The sequence below is a fragment of the Flavobacterium sp. FlaQc-48 genome (assembly GCF_044007335.1).
Lineage (GTDB): Bacteria > Bacteroidota > Bacteroidia > Flavobacteriales > Flavobacteriaceae > Flavobacterium.
In genome coordinates this window covers 89023-112706 of record NZ_JBIPCR010000021.1, presented here as the reverse complement: position 1 = coordinate 112706, position 23684 = coordinate 89023, and the positions used below count along the sequence as shown (strand labels likewise).

General features: G+C 34.0%; 11 protein-coding genes. 5 read left to right on the top strand and 6 right to left on the bottom strand.

Features of this window, described 5'->3' with window-relative positions; all coding sequences use genetic code 11:
• Positions 1 to 97 precede the first annotated feature (97 nt).
• Positions 98 to 1705, top strand: coding sequence for a class I SAM-dependent methyltransferase (locus tag ACHRWY_RS24055; protein ID WP_395357933.1), 1608 nt, complete (start codon positions 98 to 100; stop codon positions 1703 to 1705).
• Positions 1706 to 1828: 123 nt separating this feature from the next.
• Here the strand turns inward: ACHRWY_RS24055 and ACHRWY_RS24050 are convergent, their stop codons facing one another.
• The 5 genes from ACHRWY_RS24050 to ACHRWY_RS24030 form a co-directional block, all read right to left on the bottom strand.
• Positions 1829 to 2467 carry a porin family protein gene (locus ACHRWY_RS24050; protein WP_395357932.1) on the bottom strand — a complete coding sequence of 213 codons (639 nt, stop codon included), beginning with the start codon at positions 2465 to 2467 and terminating at the stop codon, positions 1829 to 1831.
• A gap of 57 nt (positions 2468 to 2524) precedes the next feature.
• Positions 2525 to 8659 carry a M4 family metallopeptidase gene (locus ACHRWY_RS24045; RefSeq protein WP_395357931.1) on the bottom strand — a complete coding sequence of 2045 codons (6135 nt, stop codon included), beginning with the start codon at positions 8657 to 8659 and terminating at the stop codon, positions 2525 to 2527.
• Positions 8660 to 8755: 96 nt separating this feature from the next.
• Entirely contained in the window at positions 8756 to 8893 is a 138-nt protein-coding gene (locus tag ACHRWY_RS24040; RefSeq protein ID WP_395357930.1) for a hypothetical protein, read from the bottom strand.
• Positions 8894 to 9078: 185 nt separating this feature from the next.
• Positions 9079 to 10692, bottom strand: a complete 1614-nt coding sequence (locus ACHRWY_RS24035) for a hypothetical protein (RefSeq protein ID WP_395357929.1) — start codon at positions 10690 to 10692, stop codon at positions 9079 to 9081.
• 171 nt (positions 10693 to 10863) lie between these two features.
• On the bottom strand, positions 10864 to 12729 hold the full coding sequence (locus tag ACHRWY_RS24030; protein WP_395357928.1) for a TonB-dependent receptor plug domain-containing protein: 1866 nt from the start codon (positions 12727 to 12729) through the stop codon (positions 10864 to 10866).
• A 66-nt stretch (positions 12730 to 12795) separates the two neighbouring features.
• Between ACHRWY_RS24030 and ACHRWY_RS24025 the strand changes: the two genes are divergently transcribed.
• Positions 12796 to 14289: a PLP-dependent aminotransferase family protein gene (locus tag ACHRWY_RS24025; RefSeq protein ID WP_395357927.1), complete on the top strand. Its 1494-nt coding sequence runs from the start codon at positions 12796 to 12798 to the stop codon at positions 14287 to 14289.
• A 173-nt stretch (positions 14290 to 14462) separates the two neighbouring features.
• Here ACHRWY_RS24025 and ACHRWY_RS24020 read toward each other — a convergent pair whose 3' ends face one another.
• Complete coding sequence (locus tag ACHRWY_RS24020; RefSeq protein WP_395357926.1) at positions 14463 to 18437, bottom strand: hypothetical protein; 3975 nt, start codon at positions 18435 to 18437, stop codon at positions 14463 to 14465.
• A gap of 419 nt (positions 18438 to 18856) precedes the next feature.
• Between ACHRWY_RS24020 and ACHRWY_RS24015 the strand changes: the two genes are divergently transcribed.
• The 3 genes from ACHRWY_RS24015 (at position 18857) to ACHRWY_RS24005 (ending at position 23038) form a co-directional block, all read left to right on the top strand.
• Positions 18857 to 20977, top strand: a complete 2121-nt coding sequence (locus ACHRWY_RS24015) for a hypothetical protein (protein ID WP_395357925.1) — start codon at positions 18857 to 18859, stop codon at positions 20975 to 20977.
• Between the two features lie 20 nt (positions 20978 to 20997).
• Entirely contained in the window at positions 20998 to 21189 is a 192-nt protein-coding gene (locus ACHRWY_RS24010; RefSeq protein ID WP_395357924.1) for a hypothetical protein, read from the top strand.
• A gap of 190 nt (positions 21190 to 21379) precedes the next feature.
• On the top strand, positions 21380 to 23038 hold the full coding sequence (locus tag ACHRWY_RS24005; RefSeq protein WP_395357923.1) for a leucine-rich repeat domain-containing protein: 1659 nt from the start codon (positions 21380 to 21382) through the stop codon (positions 23036 to 23038).
• Positions 23039 to 23684 lie beyond the last annotated feature (646 nt).

The following is a 23684-nucleotide window of genomic DNA, read 5'->3' as shown; positions in this document are numbered from 1 at the left end:
CTCAAAACAGCGGGCAAATTTATAGTACATAAAAATACAATTGATATCGTCTTCGTTTAAAAAATCACTATTTTTGAATAAACCATCATCAATTCTTATGACTGAGAAATCTCAACTCCGCAGTTCTATTTTTAGACATCTCGATGGATTAGCCGTTGCTCCTGTAGCAATCGCATTGAAGAATAATGGAGTTTTAGAATTTATTCTAAGCAAAAAACAAGTTGAGTTAGCAGAGCTTACAACTGTTTTAAAAGCAAATGAAGGTTATCTGAATGTTGGCTTGAGGATCCTCGCCTCTCAGGGTTTTCTGGATTACGAAGTCAATAACGATACACAGAAAATTGTGATTTCAGTAAATGAGAGAACAGAAACAGCGTTTTCTATGTTTTATCTTTATAAAGATGTCGTTGATTTACTTCATTTTTCTACCCAGTTTCATCCACGTCTTTTTGAGGATGCACCTTTTGAAAAGCTCAATCTTATTTTTGAAAAATATAAAAAAAATTATGGAATCAAGCCGTCAGAAGATCATCTGAATAATAGCATTCAAGATCAGATTTTAAAACATATTGAGGGTTATTTGATTGGACCAACGATCGTGCATTTGGCAATGAACGGGATGTTTCACAAATATTTTATGGAAACTTCTTTCAAACCCGAAGAGTTTCATAAATCTCCTGAACAGTTTACAAAAATATTAGATTTCTTTGTGTACCTTGGATGGTTTCTGAAGAAAAATGGCAATTATCAATTTACTGAAACAGGCTTATTTTATGCAAAAAGAGCCAGCGCTTATGGGGTTACAGTTTCTTATTTACCCACCTTTGCCAAAATTGAAGAATTAATTTTTGGTGATCCTGTTATTTTACGAATGATTAGCGATGGTGAAAATGAAATTCATGTTGATCGCGAGATGAATGTCTGGGGAAGCGGTGGTGCACATGATACTTATTTTAAAATTGTAGATGAAATTATCGTCAGGCTTTTTAACCTGCCAATTGAAGAACAACCCAAAGGAATACTAGATATGGGTTGTGGGAATGGCGCTTTCCTGCAGCATATTTTTGAAGTAATCGACAGACAAACTTTAAGAGGAAAAATGCTCGATGAATATCCTTTGTTTCTGGTTGGGGCTGATTATAATCAAGCTGCTTTAAAAGTAACGAGAGCTAACCTCATCAAGGCAGATATTTGGGCAAAGGTAATCTGGGGAGATATTGGACGCCCTGATGTACTTTCAGCCGACCTGAAAGAAAATTATAATATTGACCTGAAAGATTTACTTAACGTCAGGACCTTTTTGGATCACAATAGAATTTGGGAAGAACCAAAACATATCAATAAAGATAGAATTAGTAAATCTACGGGTGCATTTGCCTATCGGGGAAAACGAATCAGCAACAATCTGGTAGAAGATAATCTATTAGAACATTTACTAAAATGGTCACCGTTTGTGTCTAAGTTTGGTTTGCTGTTGATTGAATTGCATACTGTAGATCCAAAACTTACAGCCCATAACTTGGGAAAAACTGCTGCAACCGCTTATGATGCGACTCATGGTTTTTCTGATCAGTATATTGTTGAGATAGATGTCTTCAATAGTATTGCTGCAGAAGCGGGATTATTTCCGGATCCATCAATTTTCAGACGATTTCCAGATGCTGATATTGCTACGGTAAGTATCAATTTATTGAAAGGAAACTAACTTTTAATATAGTTGAGTTAAGAAATACAACTACTAAATTAAATTTTCAGCAAAAAATAAACATAAAAAAACCACTCTGTATGAAAGTGGCTTTTTAGAGAGGCTTAAATAATACTAACTCTATTAAAAAAAATAGCCAATCGTAACTTGAAAAACTCTATTCTTCATGTCTCCGTCAATGAAATGATTGGCATCTCCATCTTTGAAAACATTAGAATAAGAGACATTATATCTTACATCTGTATAAAATTTATCTTTAAACTGATACCCTAATCCAAAATTCACCGAAGTATCAATACCGGTGGAATAATCCTTCAAATTAAACGTTTCATGATTTTCGTAACCTAAAAAGTTGTCCTCATATTTATTATTTGCCTTAAGAAGTATTCCTATTTGTGGTCCGGCTTGCACACTGAATCCCTTAACTATATAATACTTTAGCATTAGCGGAATGTTTAAATAGTTCAATTCGATGGTACTTTTATAGTTCGAATTTGTTACATCTTGATCATAAAAAGAAGTTTTTGATCCTTGCTGACTGTAGAGTAATTCGGGTTGAAGCGAAAAATTTTTCGCCATAGGAATTTCGATCATCACTCCTGTCGTGAATCCCGTTTTACCTGACGAACCCAATCCGCTTTGATCAAAAGTAAGGTTAGCCAAATTCAAACCTGCCTTCACTCCTACTTTCACCTGTTGATTTTGAGCAACAACTGTCACACCTAAAAATAGTGTGCACAATATTAGCATGTATTTTTTCATATCGTTTGTGTTTTAAGAAGGGTAACTTTCAAAAGGAAAGCTACCCGATTCTGTTTTTTACTTCTTAATCATTTTGGTCGTATATTTTTTGCCTTGCACATTGCATTCCAAAATATATACTCCGGGGCTTAACCCGCTTACATTTATATTTGACGGCATACTTGCATACGTTTTACTCAGGACTGCTTTACCATCCATTCCATAAATTTTGATTTGCGTTTCTCCTTCAACTTTGTCTGCCAGGAATATATTTACTGTATCAACGGCCGGATTTGGGAACGCTCTAAAAGGATTTGTTATTTTTCCGACCAGCATACCTTTCGAATCAAATGGCGCCGAAATACTATTACATCCGTTATTATTGGTAACCTGAAGGCTATAATTCCCTTCCCAAATTGTAATTACAGATTTTTCAACAGCATTGGGTATTGGTTTGTCATTTAAGAACCATTGGTACGATACTCCCTCAGTTAAGGCCGTTAATTTTTTATCGCCTACAAGCTCAATTTGTGGTACAATATTGTTTTCAAGAATTGAGATGGTAGTATTTAAAATTTTACCAATGCCATTCTCATTATACACGGTTACATAATAATCTCCGTCCTCTGTTGTAACATAAACTGGTGCTGTTGAGCCGTCGAACCACTCGTAAGATTTGTAATTTCCCGGAAATAAAGTGACCTCTGGACCACAAATAGCTCCGCTTGATAATTCAGATTCAAAAGTGTCAAATGTTGCAGTTATAGTTTCTGTCAGTATGCACCCATTTTTCATCACTATTGTTACACTATAATCTCCTTCTTTATTAATTGAAATACCATTAGTAGTATCTCCTGTACTCCATTTGTATGAAGCTGCCTTTAATTTTTTAGCACTAAGATTAGTTTGGGCATTAATATAGAGCGTTTTACCGGCGTATCCATGAACTGCCGGATGGTCAAATATTTTAAAATCTGACGGTACACCCTGATAGATATAATTTTTTATTTCATTGTTTTGCTGAATAGCATCATTCTCTAATTTTGCAACAATATTAAAAACATGAGAATCACCACTTTGATCAAGCTTAGGTTGTTTTTTCAGAATATATTCTATGCTTTCACCAACAGGAATTCCTGAGTCAATAGATTCTGAAATAGTTTCATTGGTGTTGATATATTCTAAATTCAATTGAATTGCGTTTGCGGAAATTGCAATTTCTCCTTCATTAGTCAATTTAACTTTAACTTCAGATCCTCCACAGACATCTTTTGGCGAAAGCAGCTGTATTGCTACATCCAGAATAGGATCTGTAATTACTTTTAAATCATCAAACACCATATAAGAATAACCTGCTGTCAGGGAATGCCTAAATCGAAGCAGGATAGATTTTCCTTTATATTTATCTAAATTAATGCCCCCTTTTTGCCATTCTTTGTCTGCATAAATTCCTTGTTTAGTAGTTCTGTATACTTCATTCCATTCACTTCCTATGGTTTTAACATCTAGAATAAAAGTGTTTTCGCTGTTGCTGTCGATTGCATAATAAAATTCCATGGCAGTTGCGTTTTCAGGTAATCTGTACATTGAAGTGACTAATTCTCCATAGTTAGCACCTTTTTCGAGCGGATGGTAAAGCATGGTAGCGGCAGCATCTCCTGTATGATCTTTAACAGGAATACCTAAATATTTATTATCAGGTTTAACTACTGCAGTCCATGGAATTGTTCTGTCACTTTGGCTCGAAACAAACCCTTTTGATCCAAATAGCACACCTTCAGGAATAGCAGAAAAAGTCTCCAGATCTAATTGTGGTGCCTTCGCCATAACCTGAAACGTTCCTGTAAGGCTTTCTGCCTCAGATTTTGGCTGTCCGTTTGTCATTATTTTTACAGTAATATCATAATTTCCTGCCGGCAATTGCGGAATACCATCTATTGTATAAACAATAGTTTGATACTGGAGAATCTGATTATTTCTTTCCAACACAATGGGTTCGGTCACCGCTTTGCCATTTTGGCTGATTTGATATTCGATCGCTGCTTTAGTAACTGTATTATAATATAGATTCTTTGCGCTTATAAAAAATTGATGTGAAGGTGCATCTTCATAAACATTTTCTGCTACACTTAGATGCGACAGCTGCACATAATCTGCTTTATCTTTGATTTTAATATTATCAACTGCGAAACCACTGGCAAATAAGCCGTTATCATCCTGCTGAAATGCTACAAGAACACAAGGTTTACCTGCATAAGGGCTCAAATTCACATGATATTCGAACCAGTTACTGATATAAGGTATTTTAAATACCGTCTCCCAGGTTATACCTCCATCTGTACTTACTTTTACATATCCGTCTGAAAGTTTTTTCCCGTCTCCAAAACCATCAAATGATAAATGTGCTTCTTTATAATTGCTCAAATCAAATACAGGAGAGATTAACATATCGTTTGATGAGTCACATTTACATTTATCATCGTTACTCGCCATAAAATGTGAGTGCTCTGTTACAAGCCATCCTGGAGAACGCAGATTAGTGTCTACGCCATGTTGCCAGCCTGCAGCATCTTTGTTTTCAGATGTTCTCCATCCTTTATATTTGGTCGCATCTTCAAAATCCATGGTATACGGAAGTACAGCTACTTTCATATCTTCATTATTCCAGCTGTCGTAACCTAATGTGAAGGAATTATTTTGTGGTTTAACGTCCTGAGTTACATCCTCAGGAAAAACAGAAACTACAATTGTATTTGCACCAATGCTTGCTAAATTAATATTTGGAATAGAATACGCTATGGTATCTCTGTATTTAGTAAATACTAATCCCGCTTTCTCAGTTTTTGAGAAAACTTCTTTTTGTTGACTGTCAAGAATTTTGACTGAAATATTGACCTGTTCATTAGTTGTTGAGAAATTGTTAATGATCTGCGCCTTTATCGTTACATTATTATTGTTAATAGTACAAGTTCCGGCATCTAATTTTACATCTGCAACTTCCAGATCATAAGGCGCATTACTTACACTGATATTGTCTATAAAGGCTCCTAAATACCTACTGCTATTATTATCTGTAATTATACGAAAACGAATAGCGCCTTTTTTACCTGCCAGTTCATTGAGATGCATTCCGTATGGCTGTTTTTTCAAATCAGTGTTAATTCCGCTAAACCATGGCCCCGAAACTAAATCATTGTAATGCACAGTATCAGGATAATTGATACCACTAACTTTTTTCCAGTTTTTACTGTCTTCAGAGTATTCAACAATCAAACCGTGATATCCTTTGTAAAATAAATACATCATATCAAACTCAACATACGGAGAGGTGATATTGGTAAAATCAAATATTGGCGATTGTAATGTAAAATCAGCATTAAGCGGCAATACTTCAGAAGTGCCAAGTTTTACAGAGCCCCACAAATATTTCGAATTCGTGTCTCTAAATGAATAAGCAGCAGGCTGCCATGTAAATTTTTGATTGCTAACCAATGATTCTGAAAACCAGCCTCCAGGTGTTCTTTCAAAATTCTGACTGTATGGAAACTGATTTACAACACCGTTATAAACAGCATTTATAGTACTGTTATTAGCTGCTACCGGATCCTGGCTGTAGGTTACAAAAGCTTCGTATGTATGCAGACCAGCCATAGATAAATCGATCGTATCATCAAAAGGAATTGTTATTTCTGAGTTCCCTTTAAAGGCAGTATCTAGTGTAGTTTCTTTCCATACGGTTTGATTTCCCGGAAGCGTATTTGTATATCCTATTTTTAACTGAGATCCCGCCGGGATATCCTGACAGCCTAAATTGTAGATCGTAACCGCTAATGGATGACTACCCAACAAGGCTGCGCCTGAATATGCCGGAAGATTTAATCCTACCAGTTTTAAGTCAAAATCTTTTTGCCCCGGAGGAACCACTAAATCCGAAACGAAGGAAACTCCGTCTTTTGGACCAAACGCTTCAACAGGTTTGAAATCAAATTTAACTTCTAAATAGTTTACAAGGGTTGCACTTATTTCATAAGGAAGTTTCTCCTGAATCCTGATAGTAGTTTCTTCGCCTAACGCCAGATCTTTAGCAAAACTAATACTACCCGTGTTATCGTAAATAGTAGTAAACTTACCACCAAATCCAGGTATCATTAACCTTAATTTATAATTTAAGGTTTCATTTGCTTTAATAACAGAAGATCCTGTGTTTTTAATTTTCACATAAAAAGGTTCATCTCCTTTTAAAGGACCACATGTTACAGATGGTTTTTCAACGGAAACAATGGCTATTTGTTGATCTGCATAAGCAGCTCCAATACCAATAGCATACCAGGCATTGGAAACTTGTTTGTATTCTTCAGAAGCTAATCCGTACAGATCTTCGACAACCATTAAACTTGCCTGGCGCATATCGCTAAAGTTTGAAGAAGGAGATAAATATTCTGTAAGCGTGATATAAGCAATTTTCTCTGCCTTAGCAAGACCAATAGCTTTAACATCGTAACTGTTCTTAAGGTCATTTACACCCTGACCCCCTTCGCTTAAAAGATAAAACCAATAATTTGTAATGCCGCTATTAATATGTACACCTCCATTATCGTAAGTAATGGCCAATGGACTTACCCAGTTTACTCCTCCGTAGGTGTCGGGTTGTCCCTGAGCTTTCGGATTAGACATATTTCTCATGCTGCCATGGGTGTACAATTCATTACCCAGCATCCAAATATCTTCTTTTTTATCTTTTCCAACATAAAATTCAACGGCTACGCCAAAGATATCACTGAAAGATTCATTCATCGCACCTGATTCACCCTGGTAGATTAAACCGGCCGTGAAACGTGTTACGCCATGAGTTAGTTCATGCGCTGTAATTCCCAAACCAACATAAGGACTATCAAAACCATCTCCAAATTGTGCCCATCCGCCAGTCCATGAAGCATTTTCGACGTTAGTTCCTAAATGTGCCAGACCAATAATGGCCATTCCTTTATCATCGATACTATTTCGATTAAACCTTTCACCATAATATTCTATGGTTTTTTGCATACCCCAATGAATATCCATAGCCACCTCATCATGATCTTTATTATGGAGCTCATTCCAGATATTATCCTGATCAATAAATTCTGTGATCACTTCATCTGAAGCATTATCGGCATGATTCATATTCCAGGTATACATCGGTACATTGTATTTACCCTGCAGCCCCTCCAATCTGTATCCGTCGGCATATTGCCTGGTATTAAATTCTACTTCTCCGGAATATCTTGATTTGCCTTTACCTAAACTTTGCCCGGTAAAGACAGCATCCCGATTAAGGTCAATAGTAAGAATTATTTTTCCTGTATTTGCATCTGTATAAATGGTTTGGCTTGACTGCGGATTGGTCGCATAAATATCAAATTTCCAGGCCAGATAATACTCTTTTAATTCAGAAGAAAAATTAGGCCCCACATAAACCAATTCACCTTGCGGTTTTGTACTGATATTTTTGTCTAATAAAGAGCCTAATTTTTTATTTTCCCAGATATATTGCTTCGCATTTACCCTTTTAAGCACACTCTCTAAAGCTGTTGCAGCATTTATTTTATAAGTACTGCTTACTGACAATTTCTTAGCGGTAGATCCAAATGCATCAATCTTAGTTTTATTTTCTCTCACCTTATAAATGGCGCCTTCAACGGGAACCGAGTTATGCATTTGCTGATAAGTAGCCAATGTTCTGCCATGATTATCAGAAATTGATTTTAACTGCATTTTATCGGACGCAGACAAATCAAAATCTCCCTTTTTAACTTCAAATATATTTTTCGCCGTTAAATTTGAAGACTTTGCAAAAGATCTGACCTTTGTACTCACGGAATCCTGCGGATTTGTTTTCCCGGAGGTATTTGTTGGATTTTGTCCTACTATTTTTTGGCTTTCCTGAAGTTGTTTTTTTACTGCCTCGCTTTCTTCCTGAGAAAGTTCTTTGCCTTTTATCTTTTCTTCGTTCTGACTAAAGAGATTATTGGCATCCTTATCCTGATTAGAATTTGGATCAATGTTTTTATTAGAGACCTGATCCTTTTTTTGGCTTGCTGCCGGCGGTCCTATGGCCGTTTTTACATTGCCATTTTGCGGTTTTTGAGAAGGCGACTGAGCGATTCCTGCGGAACAGGCAAAGAGACTTAACAAAACCAGCAAATACTTGCTTTTGAAGTAAATTTGGTTCATTCTTTTAAATTTAAAATTAATAATACAGTTTAGTTTGGTTCATAATCATTACGCTTTCATGGCTCATAGCAAAGCCATAAAAGCAGTTTCTAAATATCAATTTGGAGGTTGACCTTTAGGATTTTCTTTTGTTATTTTTTGCAGAATTTTTAAGAGGGTTTCTTTTTTTGTTTTTGTTTCTTCTAAAAGCTGTTCTAAACTTTTAGCCGGTTCCTTTTTTTTCTTTGCATTCATTCCAGCTTATTTACATCGATTGGGTAAATGTAGAATGGACGTCTGTTTTTTGAAAAAAAAGGACTATTGCAAAAACACTCTCAGGTGAAAAAGGGTTACCTGAAAAACACTCAAAACAACATAATACAAACTAAATCAGTAAGTTAATTTTAATTCCGGATTATTCCAGTCTGTATTTAATCCAGTTAAAATGTATTCAGGTAAGTAGAGAGATTAACTTTTTCATTGGTTAAATCAAACTTTTTCCGAAGTCTTGTCCGGGCATTTTCGATAGATTTAAAAGATTGACCTGTAATTTGAGAAATTTCTTTTGTACTTAAGTCCAGATACAAAAGAGCACATAGTCTGCGATCCTTTGGGGTAAGAGATGGATAATCTATTGTTAATTTATCAAAGAAAGATTTATGCACCTGCTCAAAACTGATTTCAAATTCTTTCCAGATATCTGTATTCAGATTCTTTTCCAGGCGCTTTAAAACGATATCAATAGCTTGCTGCATTTCTTTATTAATGGTTTTGAGCTTAATTTGTTTAAGATCAGTCAGGATTTCATTAATACTATCAGTACGATGTATTTCTGCCATTGCTTTTCCTATCAGAACCTTTTTTTTAGCTTCAAGACTTTCGTTTAAAGCCTGCATATTCGATTTTAATTTTTCTTGTTCAAGCTGATTTTTAATATTCTTGTTTCTGTATTTTATCAATAAAATAATTAAAATTAATATCCCGATAACTAACACCAGACCTACTACAGAATACTTAAACAGCTTTTTTTGTTCTATAAGCGTTTTTATTTGAGTACGCACTTTGTAATCCTGTTCCAGCTTTATTCTTTCTATGTTCACTGCTTTTTCTTCGACATGTATACTATCGTTTATTGCATTATAGCGCTTAAAATAATAAACTGCATTCTTATAATCTTCTTTATTTATATATACCTGATAAAGTATTTTGTTCAGGTTTAAACCGGAATAACTGTATACATTTTCTTTGCGTAATTCTAATGCCTTTTTTGCGTTTACAATTACCTCATCATATTTTTTGTCTTTTAGCTTGTACTCTGAAAAAGATTCATAGACAAAAGCCTGTCCTATATTATCAACGTCATTATTTAATAAAGAAAAAGCTTTGTCAAAATAATAATCAGCCTTTTTTTTGTCTTTTTTTAAAGCATAAGCCCTTGCTAAATTAGTACAGACATTAACCTCTAAAGAATTGTCTTTTATGAGTTTATTTATAGAATAAGCCTGATGATAGTAGTGCAAGGAAGAATCTAAATTTTTATTTAGATATAACGTGCCAATATTATTTAAAATTTTTATACGCTTAACAGAATCATTCTTAGATTTTTGATAGCGATATACATTTAAAAAATATTTTAGTGCTTTTTCTTTATTGTTTCCTACTGCATAAATAATCGCAAGATTGTTTTCTAATTTGGCTACTTCCTCAAGATTGCCGCTATTTTTATAAATATCATACGCTTTCAGATAATATTGTAACGCAATATCTAAAACATCTTTTGAAGCATACATTTTGCCTGCAGTACTGTAAACATTAGCCAAAGTAAGTTCTGATTCCTCTATTTTTTTTGCTTCAGATTCAGCTAATTCTATATATTTTATCGCTCTGTCCCAATCTGATTTTTGCAATCTCAATGCTATTTTACGGGAGAGTTCTGATTTTTCCTGATGATTGTTAATACTGTTTAAACTATCAATCAGCTCTTTTGTTGAAGACTGTGAATGAATACTAATAGACTGAATAAAAAAGAGCAGGGATAATAATCGTACTAACATAGTTTAAAATCTAAAAATGAATATCAAATTTATAGATAATACGCAAGAATTATAGTACAGAAAAAGAAAAAACAGCGGTTGATTTTTACTACTTCTGAGATTATGATCAATTAAAAAAAGCCTGTAAACATTAAGTTTACAGGCTTACTAAAGTTTATGATTTCTTTTCTTTTAAAAACTAACAAATTTCAATCCCGCACTAAACCATCTTCCTGGCAAAGGGAACGCGCCAACTTCGTAATAAGTGGTATTGAATATATTTTGTGCATCTATAAAAACAGTAAACTTTTTAATCGACTGACTGACTCTAAAATCATTAATCCAATAAGACGCTCCGGTGACTCTTTCGTTAAAACGGGTAGCCACTAAAACCGTAAAATTTTCATGTTGAAAATCGATGGTATTGGTGATCTGGTGTTTTAAAGATGAAATTAGATATTTTGAAAAAGGTTCCGGACGTGTATCTTTAAATTTAGAATCTAAATAAGAATAACCAAGGTTAAAATTTAATTTAGATGCTTTAGATAAATCAATTTTGTAGTTCCCCCGCATATTGATCCCATTTGTAATTAAGTCTCCATAATTTTGACTTTGCCAGGGCATGGTCGTAACCATTCTTGTCCAGTCAATGTAATGGCTTATTTCTCTGTAAAAATAATTTACATTTAGGTTCAACGCTTTTCGGTTGAATTTAAACCCTAACTCACTTTGTAAAGCATTTTCAGATTCAAGATCAGGATTTCCGATATTTCCCGGACGCTGATTCAGGTACAAATCTGTAAAAGAAGGAATCCTTTGACTAGTACCTATATTTCCTATTACTTTCAGTTCGTTTGTTAATTCGTAACTTGCATCGATACCCGGATAAATCTGCCATTTATAGTCTGAATTATAGTTTAAATAAGTTCCTAAATTCACATTTAGTTTTTCAAACAGGTATGTTCTGTATTCGGCATAAATACCAACATTTTCACGATCATGCTCGCCAATATTTGAGGAATTAATATTTTCATTTCTGAATTCAGCTCCAAAACCTATCTCTCCTTTTTCTGTTTTAATAGAAGAATTCAGTTCTGCTGCAATAGAATTGGTGTAATGCTGGCTTCTTCCCGTGTTTAGGTTATTGTTACCCAAATATCGGTAGTCATCATAATTATATCTGTAACTCACTCTTGGCATTATTTTCCATTTATCCGTAATAGCATGTTTAGACTGAATGGTCGCAAATGTAGTTTGCACTACTTCTGTTGAATTTCTATCGCCGGGCGCAGCATAAAATCCGTTTGCTCCAAAACCGTTATTTACATAACCAAATGATCCCAAAATTTCATTAAAGTCATTTATCTGAACATTTCCCTGGTACAATATTTTATTGTTTTCAAATCCTGTATTATAGCGATATCCATTACTTTTATCATGTGATGCAAAAATAGAATGCTGCTGTTTTTCTTTACCCAAAACAGCTCCTGCCTGAATACCTCCTCCATAAAATGTATCACCTGTATACTGAGTGTCTTTTTCAAAATTAGACCCTGCATAAGAACTCACTAAAAATCCAGATTTCGTTGGTTTTTTAGTAATAATGTTGATGGCCCCTGTTAAACTGTTAATTCCAAATATTCTGGCAGCCGGTCCACGCAAAATTTCGATTCTTTCAATAACTTCCACCGGAAGAGGCAAATTGAGCATATTATGAGCAGTTTGTGAATCGATTATTTTCGCTCCGTTTAGTAAAACAACGGTTTGCTCAAAACTTCCGCCATCAATACTTATATCGGCCTGGCCTCCAAATGGTCCTCTTTGTCTGATATCAACTCCGTTGGCATATTGTAGTACTTCCTGAATCGTCCGGCCTGGTAATTTTTTAATAGTTTCGCTATTAATAACATATACATTTCTGTTTTGTTTCGAAATTGGCGTGCTTAAGCGGTTTTCATGAATTATTACCTCATCAATTTCTATAATAGTATCCTTTTTTGTCTGAGAATACATATTGGCAAAAATTAATGTTAAGATAATAAAGTAGTTTTTTTTCATTTCGGTTTAATTTTTTTGCAAAAGTAGTACCTTTCCGTACTAATAAAGTATACCAGTTTTGTAATTATGAGTGGTCCGGTTCAAATTCCTTTTAAAAGTTTTATTCATCTTAAGCCCGAAGAAAACACAGCCCTATACCTGCAGATCGTTTTTGAATTTATTAAAGCGATACAAACAGGCTTTCTGCCTGAAGGTACAAAACTTCCGGGTACACGTATATTGTGCAAACTGCTTGTGGTTAACAGAAATACGCTTATCAAAGCTTTTCAGGACTTAGAATCGCAGGGATGGATTGAAACACTTCCTAACAAAGGAACTTTTATTCTATCGCAACACAAACAAAAAAATCAATCAGAATTTATTGCCTTTAAAAATCAAAACGTATCTAAAGGGAATACAGGCTTTACTTTTAGGCGTTCAGCAATTCTTGAAAACCCAAAAGAAACAAGCGATCTCAGCTGTCAATTTAATGATGGCATGCCTGATGTAAGACTGGTACAAAATGAAGTTTTAGCCCGTCTTTATGTTTCAAAATTAAAAAGGCAGAAAACCTCAAAAGCATACGAACAAATCCAGATACAATCTCATTTAAATTTTAAAACGCATTTTTCAAACTATTTAAACCTTACCCGCGGTTTGCGTATTTCTACATCCAGCTTACTGACGACCAACAGTCATGAAATAAGTTTGTACCTGGTTACAAAGGCACTCATTTCTGCTGGCGATAAAGTTGTGGTCGCTTCTCCGGGTTATTATATTTCTAACATGACGTTAACAAATACCGGAGCAAAGATTATAACAATACCCGTTGATCAGGACGGAATTGACACGAATCGCCTCAAAGAAATTTGTGAACAATCGAAAATCAGGATGCTGTATCTTACCTCGAACTATCATTATCCTACCACAATTTCCTTAAGCGCCAAAAGAAGAATAGAATTGCTGGAACTGGCAAATCAATACGGGTTTATCATTTTAGAAGATGATTACGATTTTGATTTTCATTACGATAATAACCCTATTTTGCCTTTGGCTGCTTTCGATTCCAATCAAAAAGTAATCTACATAGGCTCTTTTGGACGATTGCTTCCGTCGGGATTTAGCTATGGCTTTATTACGGCGCCACCGGAATTTATTGAAGAGTTAGAGAAATATCAAAATATTTTAGAACCCGGAATCGACGTTATTAAAGAACAGGTCTTAACGGAATGCATTACAGAAGGCGAGGTGCATCGTCTCATAAAGAAAAACAAAAAAATCTATCGCGAACGCAGGGATTATTTTGTTTCGCTGCTAAACGAAAAATTAAGCGGCAAAATTAAATTTAAAATCCCTGCAAGAGGACTGGCTGTCTGGATTGAATGGCTTGATAAATTCAATCTGATCACATTACAAAAAGAATGTAATGCAAACGGATTATTCCTCCCTAAAACTATTTTATACCAAACAAAAGATCTCACGGCGACAAGATTAGGATTTGGACATTTAGAAAAAGAAGAAATAGAAAAAGCAGTCTCTATTTTATGCCAGTCAATTGAAGCGATCTCACTAATTTCTTAAAGATCCTTTAAAAACAAAAAAGCAGCTGTACCATCTAATCAGCCTTGTAGCAATCATCTGTCAGAACATTAAAGAAATTTTAAATTGCAGGATCATTTAAGAGAAAAATATACTCCGTTTTTTGATAAAAAACATCTAAAAGCGAAGAGTATATTTTCCTTTATTACCTGAACTTATTGTTTTATTTGAATATGATAACAATTATTCTCTATAAGTACTTTGTCTAATTCTTTTCTTTTGTTTATTTCATCAAGGAAATCATTTTTATTAGATAGTTTACCATAATCAATGTCCAGTGTATTCATTACTTTAAAATCAGCAATATGCTTCGATACAGTAGATGGACCTAAATCTTTAATTTTATTTTCCATGGCCGTAATAATCGCTTCTTTGCTGTCTCCGGATTTTACCCTTTTAGCATAAACATCTACCACTTTCTGTCCCGGAATTGCGTAAATCCCCTTCTGTCTTTCAATTCCTCCAGGTTTTGCACAATTTTGATACATGATTCTTGCCTGATCATATGTACCTCTAGCGGTACTAGTAATGTGAATATTGTAATTCTTAGATTTTATACCAACTTCTTTTAAAATATTTTTTGTTTTGGCAGACAATGAATTCTCCACTGCTGTTTTCCCTTCAAAATGTAATTTCACTTTCTCCAATTCACTATTCGCAATTATCTCTTCCTTTTTCTTAACATTTACACTTGGAATAGTAGTACTTGCAATAGTGACACTTGCAATATTGACCTTTTCATTGCCCTCTTTTAAACTCTCTCGATATTTTACCAAGAGTTCACTTTTCTGAATACCATCATTATTTTTATCCAAACCAGGATTTGCTGCATAGCTATCAGTTCCCTTTTTATACAAAGTATCTGTATTTTCGCTGCCCACAAAACCCGGTGAAAATACCGCTACATAAATATCCTCTGGTACTTTAGGTAAGCGAACAACACTTTTAAAATATTTTCTAACCTTTTCAAGCTGTTTTACTTCAGTCATTTTTGCATATTCCAGCTTTAACTCATGTAGTTTATCAAAGCCTTTTCCATTTTCGAATTCTTTCATGCTTACTAATGCTGCCTGTGTAAATTGTATTAATCCGACTGCTCTGGAACTCATTTTTCCAGTTTTTTTATTAATATTTTCAAAAGATTCTTTAGTCATTTGGTTTCTTGGAATAAGTGATTTGTATCCTGCCATTTGATTTGCTGCAAATGTTTTATTCGTTTCCCTGTACATCACTGCCATAAGTCCATTGGCCATTTCTAATGTGTTTTGAGGCCAAAGGTCTGAACAAATTTCTATTACTTTATCTCTGAACTCTTTATTTACCCTGGCTCCCCAGGTTAGTTCGAAATTAGTTCCACCTGTATTTTCGGTTGTTTTCCCACTATCCATAACCATAGTTAGTGCTTTATTTGTCAAATGTTTTGTCGAATAGCCTTCAACACCCACATAATATTTTATTTTTGTTCCCTTTTTCAACTCTTCATTTAGGTTTTTTAAAATAAAACTTATCGTTGCCACACCTTCTGAATTTACTTTTGACTCGTGTCTGAAAGATGGTTTTTCTCCCTGTTTATGGGCTATTAACACAATCTCTTTTCCTATCATATTTTGCGTTTTGGCTACTATCGTTATAGTTGTAGCTTTATTGCTAAAAGGAATTTCATCTTGTTGCGTTACTCTATTGCCCTCAAACATGAAGTAAGCATCCAGAATTTTTGGATCTGCCGTCACAGACATCACTGTATCAGAATCTTTATAAGCTGGTGTTTTAAATTGATATGGCTTCCCATTTTGAATTCCTTCTATCGTAAATCCAATTTTGGCGTTTTTTGTTTTCGGGAACCCGATCCTTTTCTTAAAGGCAGAATCAAATATTATTTTTTGAAAAATCTCTCCCTTTTTATTAGTTTTTACATCGCAAAAACTATTTGTTTTTGCACCATCCAAATAGAAATATATTCTGGCAGTCTGATTATTGTAATAAGGAATATTGGCTTTTATCCAGTTGCTTTCACCTGAAAAACCGGATGATTCTTTTTTACTTCCGCCACTCCAGGCCCAATAAGCCTCCTTAACCTGTGGGCGCTGTACTTCTATTTTAAAAACACATTCCGCTTTACTGCCTTTTTTAACCTCACTGTAAGCTTCTATTGTATAATTTCCCTCTTTTTGAGGAATAGACATCACATAAGAGCTCCATTCAATAAGGTACGTTTTTTCAGGATCCTTATTTTTGGTAAGCAAAAGATCGCCTGGTGGCAGATATGGTTTATTATTGGAATCGTAAATGATCCATTTTACACTTTCTTTTTCTTTGTCTGTAGGAGGGTTTATTTTAAAGGTTTTAGCTTCTAAAGTTAAAGTTCTGCCCGGATTACCCAATATAAATATGCTTTTGCCTGAATCTTCTTTGATTGGGCCAATACTGACAACTTCATTTTGAATTACTGAAATTTTAGCTTCCTGAGTTAATGCATATTGATCTTTACCAGTTACTTTAATTTTATATTCACCTAATTCAGGCATAGCCAGTTTAATAATACCTTTTGGGTCTAATTCCTGTTCTTCTGCAATTTTGGTTACTTTATTGGCAGTTGTAATTTCGACCTGATAATAAAGCTTTAATGAGTTTAATGTTTTTACTTTAGGATTTTTCAGACTGACGTTAAATAATTGTTCTTTTGTACAAACTCTTGTAATTCCGTTTGTGAGATTACCCGGAGCTGTAATTATAATTTCCTGAGCCACTATTTTTAACTCTATAAAAGCAGATTCTTTTGCACTTTTACTATTTGCGCCAAAACTATTTCCATAGGCTTCTACTTTGTAAGTTCCCGCAGTATCAAAATTATAAATAAACGAAGTTCCTTTATCCTTAAATATTGTTCCTTGTTTTTCTTTACCTTTATAAACCATCCAATTGATATTTTCTTTTTCATACAGGTTTTGTTTTATAAAGGTCTCATCAAGGAAAAATTCGAGACTTTCCCCCACAATAAATGAATTGGCATTGGTATTCTTAATTTTTACAGCTCCTTTGTTTACGACGCTTCCGCGGACGTCCAGATCATTTACTTCTTTAAGAAATATATAAACATGCTCTTTTCCGATGGCAGCATATAACTTGTCCGCACTTAAATTAGGGTATATTTTGGTTTTGGCTGTTATCGTGATGTTGTTTGGCAAAACATCTAATCCTTCGACTTCCTTCAACAACAAAAATAGTTCATCGTATTGCTCGAAAAGATTGGCAATATTGGTTTTATCGTCGCCTAATTGTTTTTTAATTGCTTTCCAGCGTTCTTTACTTCCTGGCGAAATAGTACCATTCAGTATATTAGTATCAATTGATGCAATCATTTTTTCACGAATGATATCCCAATTAAAGTTTTGGGTTTCTGTCGCCACTGCATTTGACTGATTCAGTATCGCATACATTTGGGTAAATAAAATATGATCTGGTTTTCCATCAAAATCTTTGGCTGTAGTCCCTTCATCAAAAGCCTTAGCAAGATTTGTCCAATACCCGATTGCAATAGTATCTTTTGCTGCAATTGCAGCTTCTAATTTCTTTTTGATTTCGGCTTTAATGACTTCTACAGTTGGTTCACCACTATTTGTTTGAAGATTTTGTGGCACTTTTAAGCTTTCCTGAGAGGTTACAGTAGCATAAGTCTGTGTCGTAAGTCCGGTACTAAAGTTTAGAGTGTTATTTTCCACTCCAAAAACCGGAGAAGTAATGTTGGCTGATGTGGCAGAACTCATTGTTGCTTTGCCGTTGATATCAGGAACGCCTCCTCCGATTAGAGCGCCTGAAGTTGACGTTGTTAAACCTGTTAAAACATTCGGGCCTATTTCCCCTGAAGACGAAGGAGTATTACCTGCCGATATTGCTGTTTTTGTTTCAGCTTTGGCATCGGTGGTGCCTCCTTCGGTTAAACTGTGGGATTTTTTCGACATTATACCATTTTGTTGTTCCTGCCATATTTGTACTATATCTTTTTGTTGGTTCATTTCTTTTGAAACTTTAGCCAACTCTTTTATCATAACATTAGTTAGATCTTCTGAGCTTTTAACATCAGTACTATTTTGTATTGAAAGATTGAAATTATGAATTACATTTTTACTCATCGCTAGGGTGTTTTTCTGGATGTAAAAGTAATATCAAAGTTTGCCATTTCTAAATTTTAAATCACTTGTATTCAGTAGTTTCAGCAAATTACCTTTCTACTGAAACTACTGAATAGAGAGCACTTTTTTTACTTCTTTTTCTATTCTTCTGTCTTACTTTTACACCCTCAAAAATTAAATAATTGCGATGTCTTTTTACGCAATATAATGGATCACTGTCTTCTGTTGTTTTCAGAAAAAAAACTCCGCATTCTATTGTAATCATATCAAAAACAATAACCATTATGGATTATCTATTATCAAAAGGCATGGAGAAAATGCCTAAAATTCCCGATAAGGGTAATTTTTTACTTTTTTCAAAATCAAACATTAAAAAAACTCTAATTAGAAAATCAATAATTAATTAAAAACAGAAAAATATGGCCATACAAACATTAGACACCATAAAACAATGGTTTAAAACTAGTTTAAAACCAACACAGACCCAATTTTGGGACACCTGGGATTCTTTCAGACATAAATATGAAAAAGTTCCTGTACAGGATGTTGAAGGAATTGAGGAATTGCTCAATTCTAAAGCAGACAAATCTGATTTTAAAACCATTAATGGAGAAACAATAGTAGGAAATGGCAATATAACTATCGATGATGGAAAATCAGCAACCTTAAATGACGTAGTAAATAATGGTAACACTACACATTATGATCTACAGTTATTTGATGGGGCTGGTTTTAGAGTGCAGGATGTAGAAGACGGGAACGATATAGCAGGTCTCTACTCTATTAATAGTGACACCAATTTATCTGGAAATTTAAGTTTAGGCAGAAAAGACGGAACAGAGATCATAACAAGTGCAATAACACCAAATGAAGCGACGATAGCAAATACGACTTTTAAGCTTCCAATAGGAGATGGAGAACCTAAAACTTTAGCGACTTTAAATGATGTAAAAACGCCAGATATCAATCAGGTTTTAGAAACTGGATATGAAGCATTTGACAAATACTTGTTTATGAAATCAAACTCTTCACCAGATATCTATAATGTACTATATAATCAGGGATTAAGTGTTGTAAACTTAAATAACGGCAGTGCTACCGGAACAGGAATAGGGCCTGATGCGATAAATATGACAAATGTTCCGGCAGGAAGACAACTTTCATTAAATTCTTGGAGTGGTATGAGAATAGATAATTTATCTAATACCAGAACTATGCAAATAGACTTAGAAAGAATTAATTTTTACAATACTGAACCAGAAGGCTCAGCGACTTTAAAATCACTAGAAATAAATGTTAATGGATTGGGCTACCGATATAATTCTGATAGTGGAATAGGTACCTTAAACTTCCCTCAAAAATATCATACTTCTACTATACCTATTTCTGTTAATGGAGTATATGCTAATGAAGAAGGAGATATAGAATTACCCGGTACAACTGCCGTATCTGACACAGTATCTGGTATTGTAAACAATACTGAATTACAAGAACTTGGAGGAACTGACAAAACAATCAATGGAATCAGGATTGGTAAAGGAAATGCTAATTACGAGAATAATTTAGTAATAGGAAGAAATGGTTTAGCTGCTATTACGACAGGAAAATATAATGTTGCTATTGGTAATGGAGATGGAGATGTCGAAGGGCCTTTACAGTATTTAACAACAGGTAACAACAATACAATGGTTGGTTCTGATTCAGGCGTCAGTAATATTACAGGAAACTCTAATACTGGCGTAGGAGCTTTATCATTATTTAGTAATACGACCGGAAATTACAATACTGCGGTAGGAGTAGCTGCACTAAAAAATAACACCACAGGACTATACAATACAGCGGTAGGCTCCAGTGTATTAGTTAACAATACTACAGGGTTATACAATACAGCTATAGGTTCCGGAGCATTAAATAAGAACCAGTTTGGAAGTCAGAATATAGCCATTGGAGTTAACGCCCTAAGGGACAATGTTGGTACTGACGGGTCAAATATATACGGTCACAGAAGTGTTGCAATAGGCGCAAACGCCATGCAAGTAAATACAACCGGACACGGAATAGCGATTGGTAATTTCGCAATGAGTCAGCAGACTACCGGAACACATAACGTTTCTATAGGATTTCAAGCCGGAAGCGGGATTACTACCGGTAACGGAAATGTAATAATCGCAGGAACTGGTTTTATTCAGGCCGGTGGCGGGATTACAACGGGAAATAATAACATGATTATGGCGCCCAATAATGGGAATACTACTGGAATTACAACTGGAAATGGCAATATTATTTTAGGAAAAGTAAGTGGATTAGATGCAGCATTAGAAAATAACATTGTAATCAGCAATGGTGTTGGAAATATAAAAGCTCAAAATGATGGAATTAACTGGAAATTTACCGGCCAATTAAATAAAACGGCCTTAGACACCGCACCAACATCAGCTACAGCAACGGGAACTATTGGTGAAATAAGATATACAGCTAATTATATTTATGTCTGCACTGCTTCTAACACATGGGTCCGATCTGCCTTAACTACCTGGTAATAATCTCAAATTTTAATTATATGAACAAACAAAAAATTGCAGTAATCGTCAGCCTCTTAATTGTCTTAACAGGCTTAATCGACACTTATTTTAACCTGCTCCAAGATGCAGGCTTATCATTGGTAACAATCAACAGGATCAAATTAGCCGGCTTAATTCTGTCAGCAGTATTACCTGGTATCACTCCTTTATTTTCGGAAGAAGAAAAGTAAAAAATCAATGTAGAAATAAACTTTTACATCCTTATTAAAATGACACACTCAAGATTATTGGACGACTATTTTTTTAATAGTCCTGAGTGTGTCTTTTGTTCAGATCAAAAGGAGAATATATGGAAAACTAAAACGATCAATTTGATGCAAAAGGTTTTTAATCAATAATATAACTACACATTAATAAAACATGGCCATACAAACATTAAATACCATAAAACAATGGTTTAAAACAGGATTAAAACCAACACAAATTCAATTTTGGGATACTTGGGATAGTTTCCGACATAAAAATGAAAAACTTTACACTAACGAAGTTGAAGGTTTAAATGAATCGCTGAATTCCAAGACCGATAAATCCGATTTTAAAACAATTAACGGAGAATCTATTGTGGGATCAGGGAATATCATTATAGAAAAAAATGTTCCGGGCATTCAATCCGTAAGAGGAAATAATGTAGATAATACAGATCCGCAAAATCCGGTTATTAGAGAATATAGCGTTATTAAAGGTGAATATATCAATAATACAGAAGCATTATCAGGAGGTTTACTTGAAGGAGATTTATATAATCTTCCTACATACAAAAACAATGCGATCGTTTGTGTCGTTAAAGCTCCCCAGTCAAGATTAAGTTTAACTTTTGCAAACATAGAAACAACTTGCTCAAACGCCGGGATATTAGACAAAAACAATATTAAAGACTGGAATACTTATTTTACATCCGTCAATAGTATGCCCTTTAATTCTGTCCTGATAGAAGGAAATAAAGCGAGTTTTATTGGAAACAGTTTTGCTACACCTGTTATATCATTAAATGGTATGGGGATTATTTTTGCTAATTTCATCGAAGGCTTTAACGGAACTATACTACTAAATTTACAAGAGAATCAATTAACAGAATTTTACTTTGATTCATCAATCGTACTAAAAGGTTTGATGGCCTTATTATTAGGATTTAATAATATAGAAACATATGATCCCCCGACACCTTTACCAACCACTTTAAACTCATTAGTAATTAGAAACAATTTATTAACTAACTGGAATACCACAATACCGCTACATGAAGGTTTTACAGACCTTACTTTAGAATACAACCGGATATCAAATTACAATCCTGATAAATCTCCAATTTCGTTAATTTACTTAAATATTGCCAATAATTTACTTGATGGATCATTTGACCCGAGTGTCGATATGAGCCACGCAATGTTTTTAAATTTAAGCAATAATAATCTGACAGAATTTAATCCTACACAGCCCTATAGCAGTTTAAAAGAATTAAATTTATCTCATAACCTATTATCAACATTTAAGCCTGAATACGCATTAAGTAATCTTCAGCTTTTGAATCTGAACTATAATAATTTAACCCATTTCTATACTTTAAATAACAATAATGTATTGACACAACTGTATTTAGGATTTAATCATATAACAACTATAGACTTTACAGTACCGGAATCATTAGAAGCTTTTGCAATAGATTATAATGGATTAACAGATTTTGATATTGATTTATCAGGGAACATTAAAACAATTTCTCTAAATGGCAATCCAATAAATGTATTCGAGCCAACCTATTCATTAAGTAATTTACAATATTTATATTTGAATTATACCGGAATTTCAAAATTCAATCCAGTTTCTCCTTTAACTAGTTTAGTAGGTTTAGACCTTGCTAATAATCTTATCACGACAAAAGAGTGGAATTCATCAGCATGGACCGATAATTTGCCAAGTACAGGCTTTCTATTCATTAGTTCAGGAGGCAATTCTGACAGTATTACAGGAACAGCTGCAGAAACAGCGTTGTTAAGTAAAAACTGGAACATCATCAAGTAAAAATATTGATATGAACCCAACAACAATATTATAATATCAATTTTAATACGCCTCCGGAATTAAAACTTCATTAAATATAATTACAACCTATAGTGTAGGATTTGAGTTAAATCAATCAGGTCAATACCTCAAAAAACATAAACAATCTCAAAACACACTATAAAAACACGAAAAAAATCAAACAAACGATTCTAAAAAAATTTAATCAGTTCGTGAAATAAAAAGCAAAAAATATGGCAATACAAACATTAAACACCAGAAAACAGAAATAAAAAAACGCTCCAACATTCAAAAATAAACTCTCATTTTATTTTAAAATAAAGACATTCCGGATCCCGGAAGAGCATAAGTTTACCGAATGATCCCGGATGTTTTTAATCATAAATACTTACAGCAAAACTACTCGTTTCTATGAATTTCAAAGCTAAAAAACTTTTATCCAATTTGAAATTACGCTAAAACAAACACTTGTTTTTCAATAGATTGAAAACATATTCTCATCTACTGAAACTACAGAACAGAGAGATCTGATTTTTCTTTTTTTACTTTTTCAGGGCGTATTTTTACTACTCCAATTACTAAGGTATTCAATATCTAATTAGCACTTACAAAGATTAGATTTCAATTTTTTTTTCAAACAATTAAC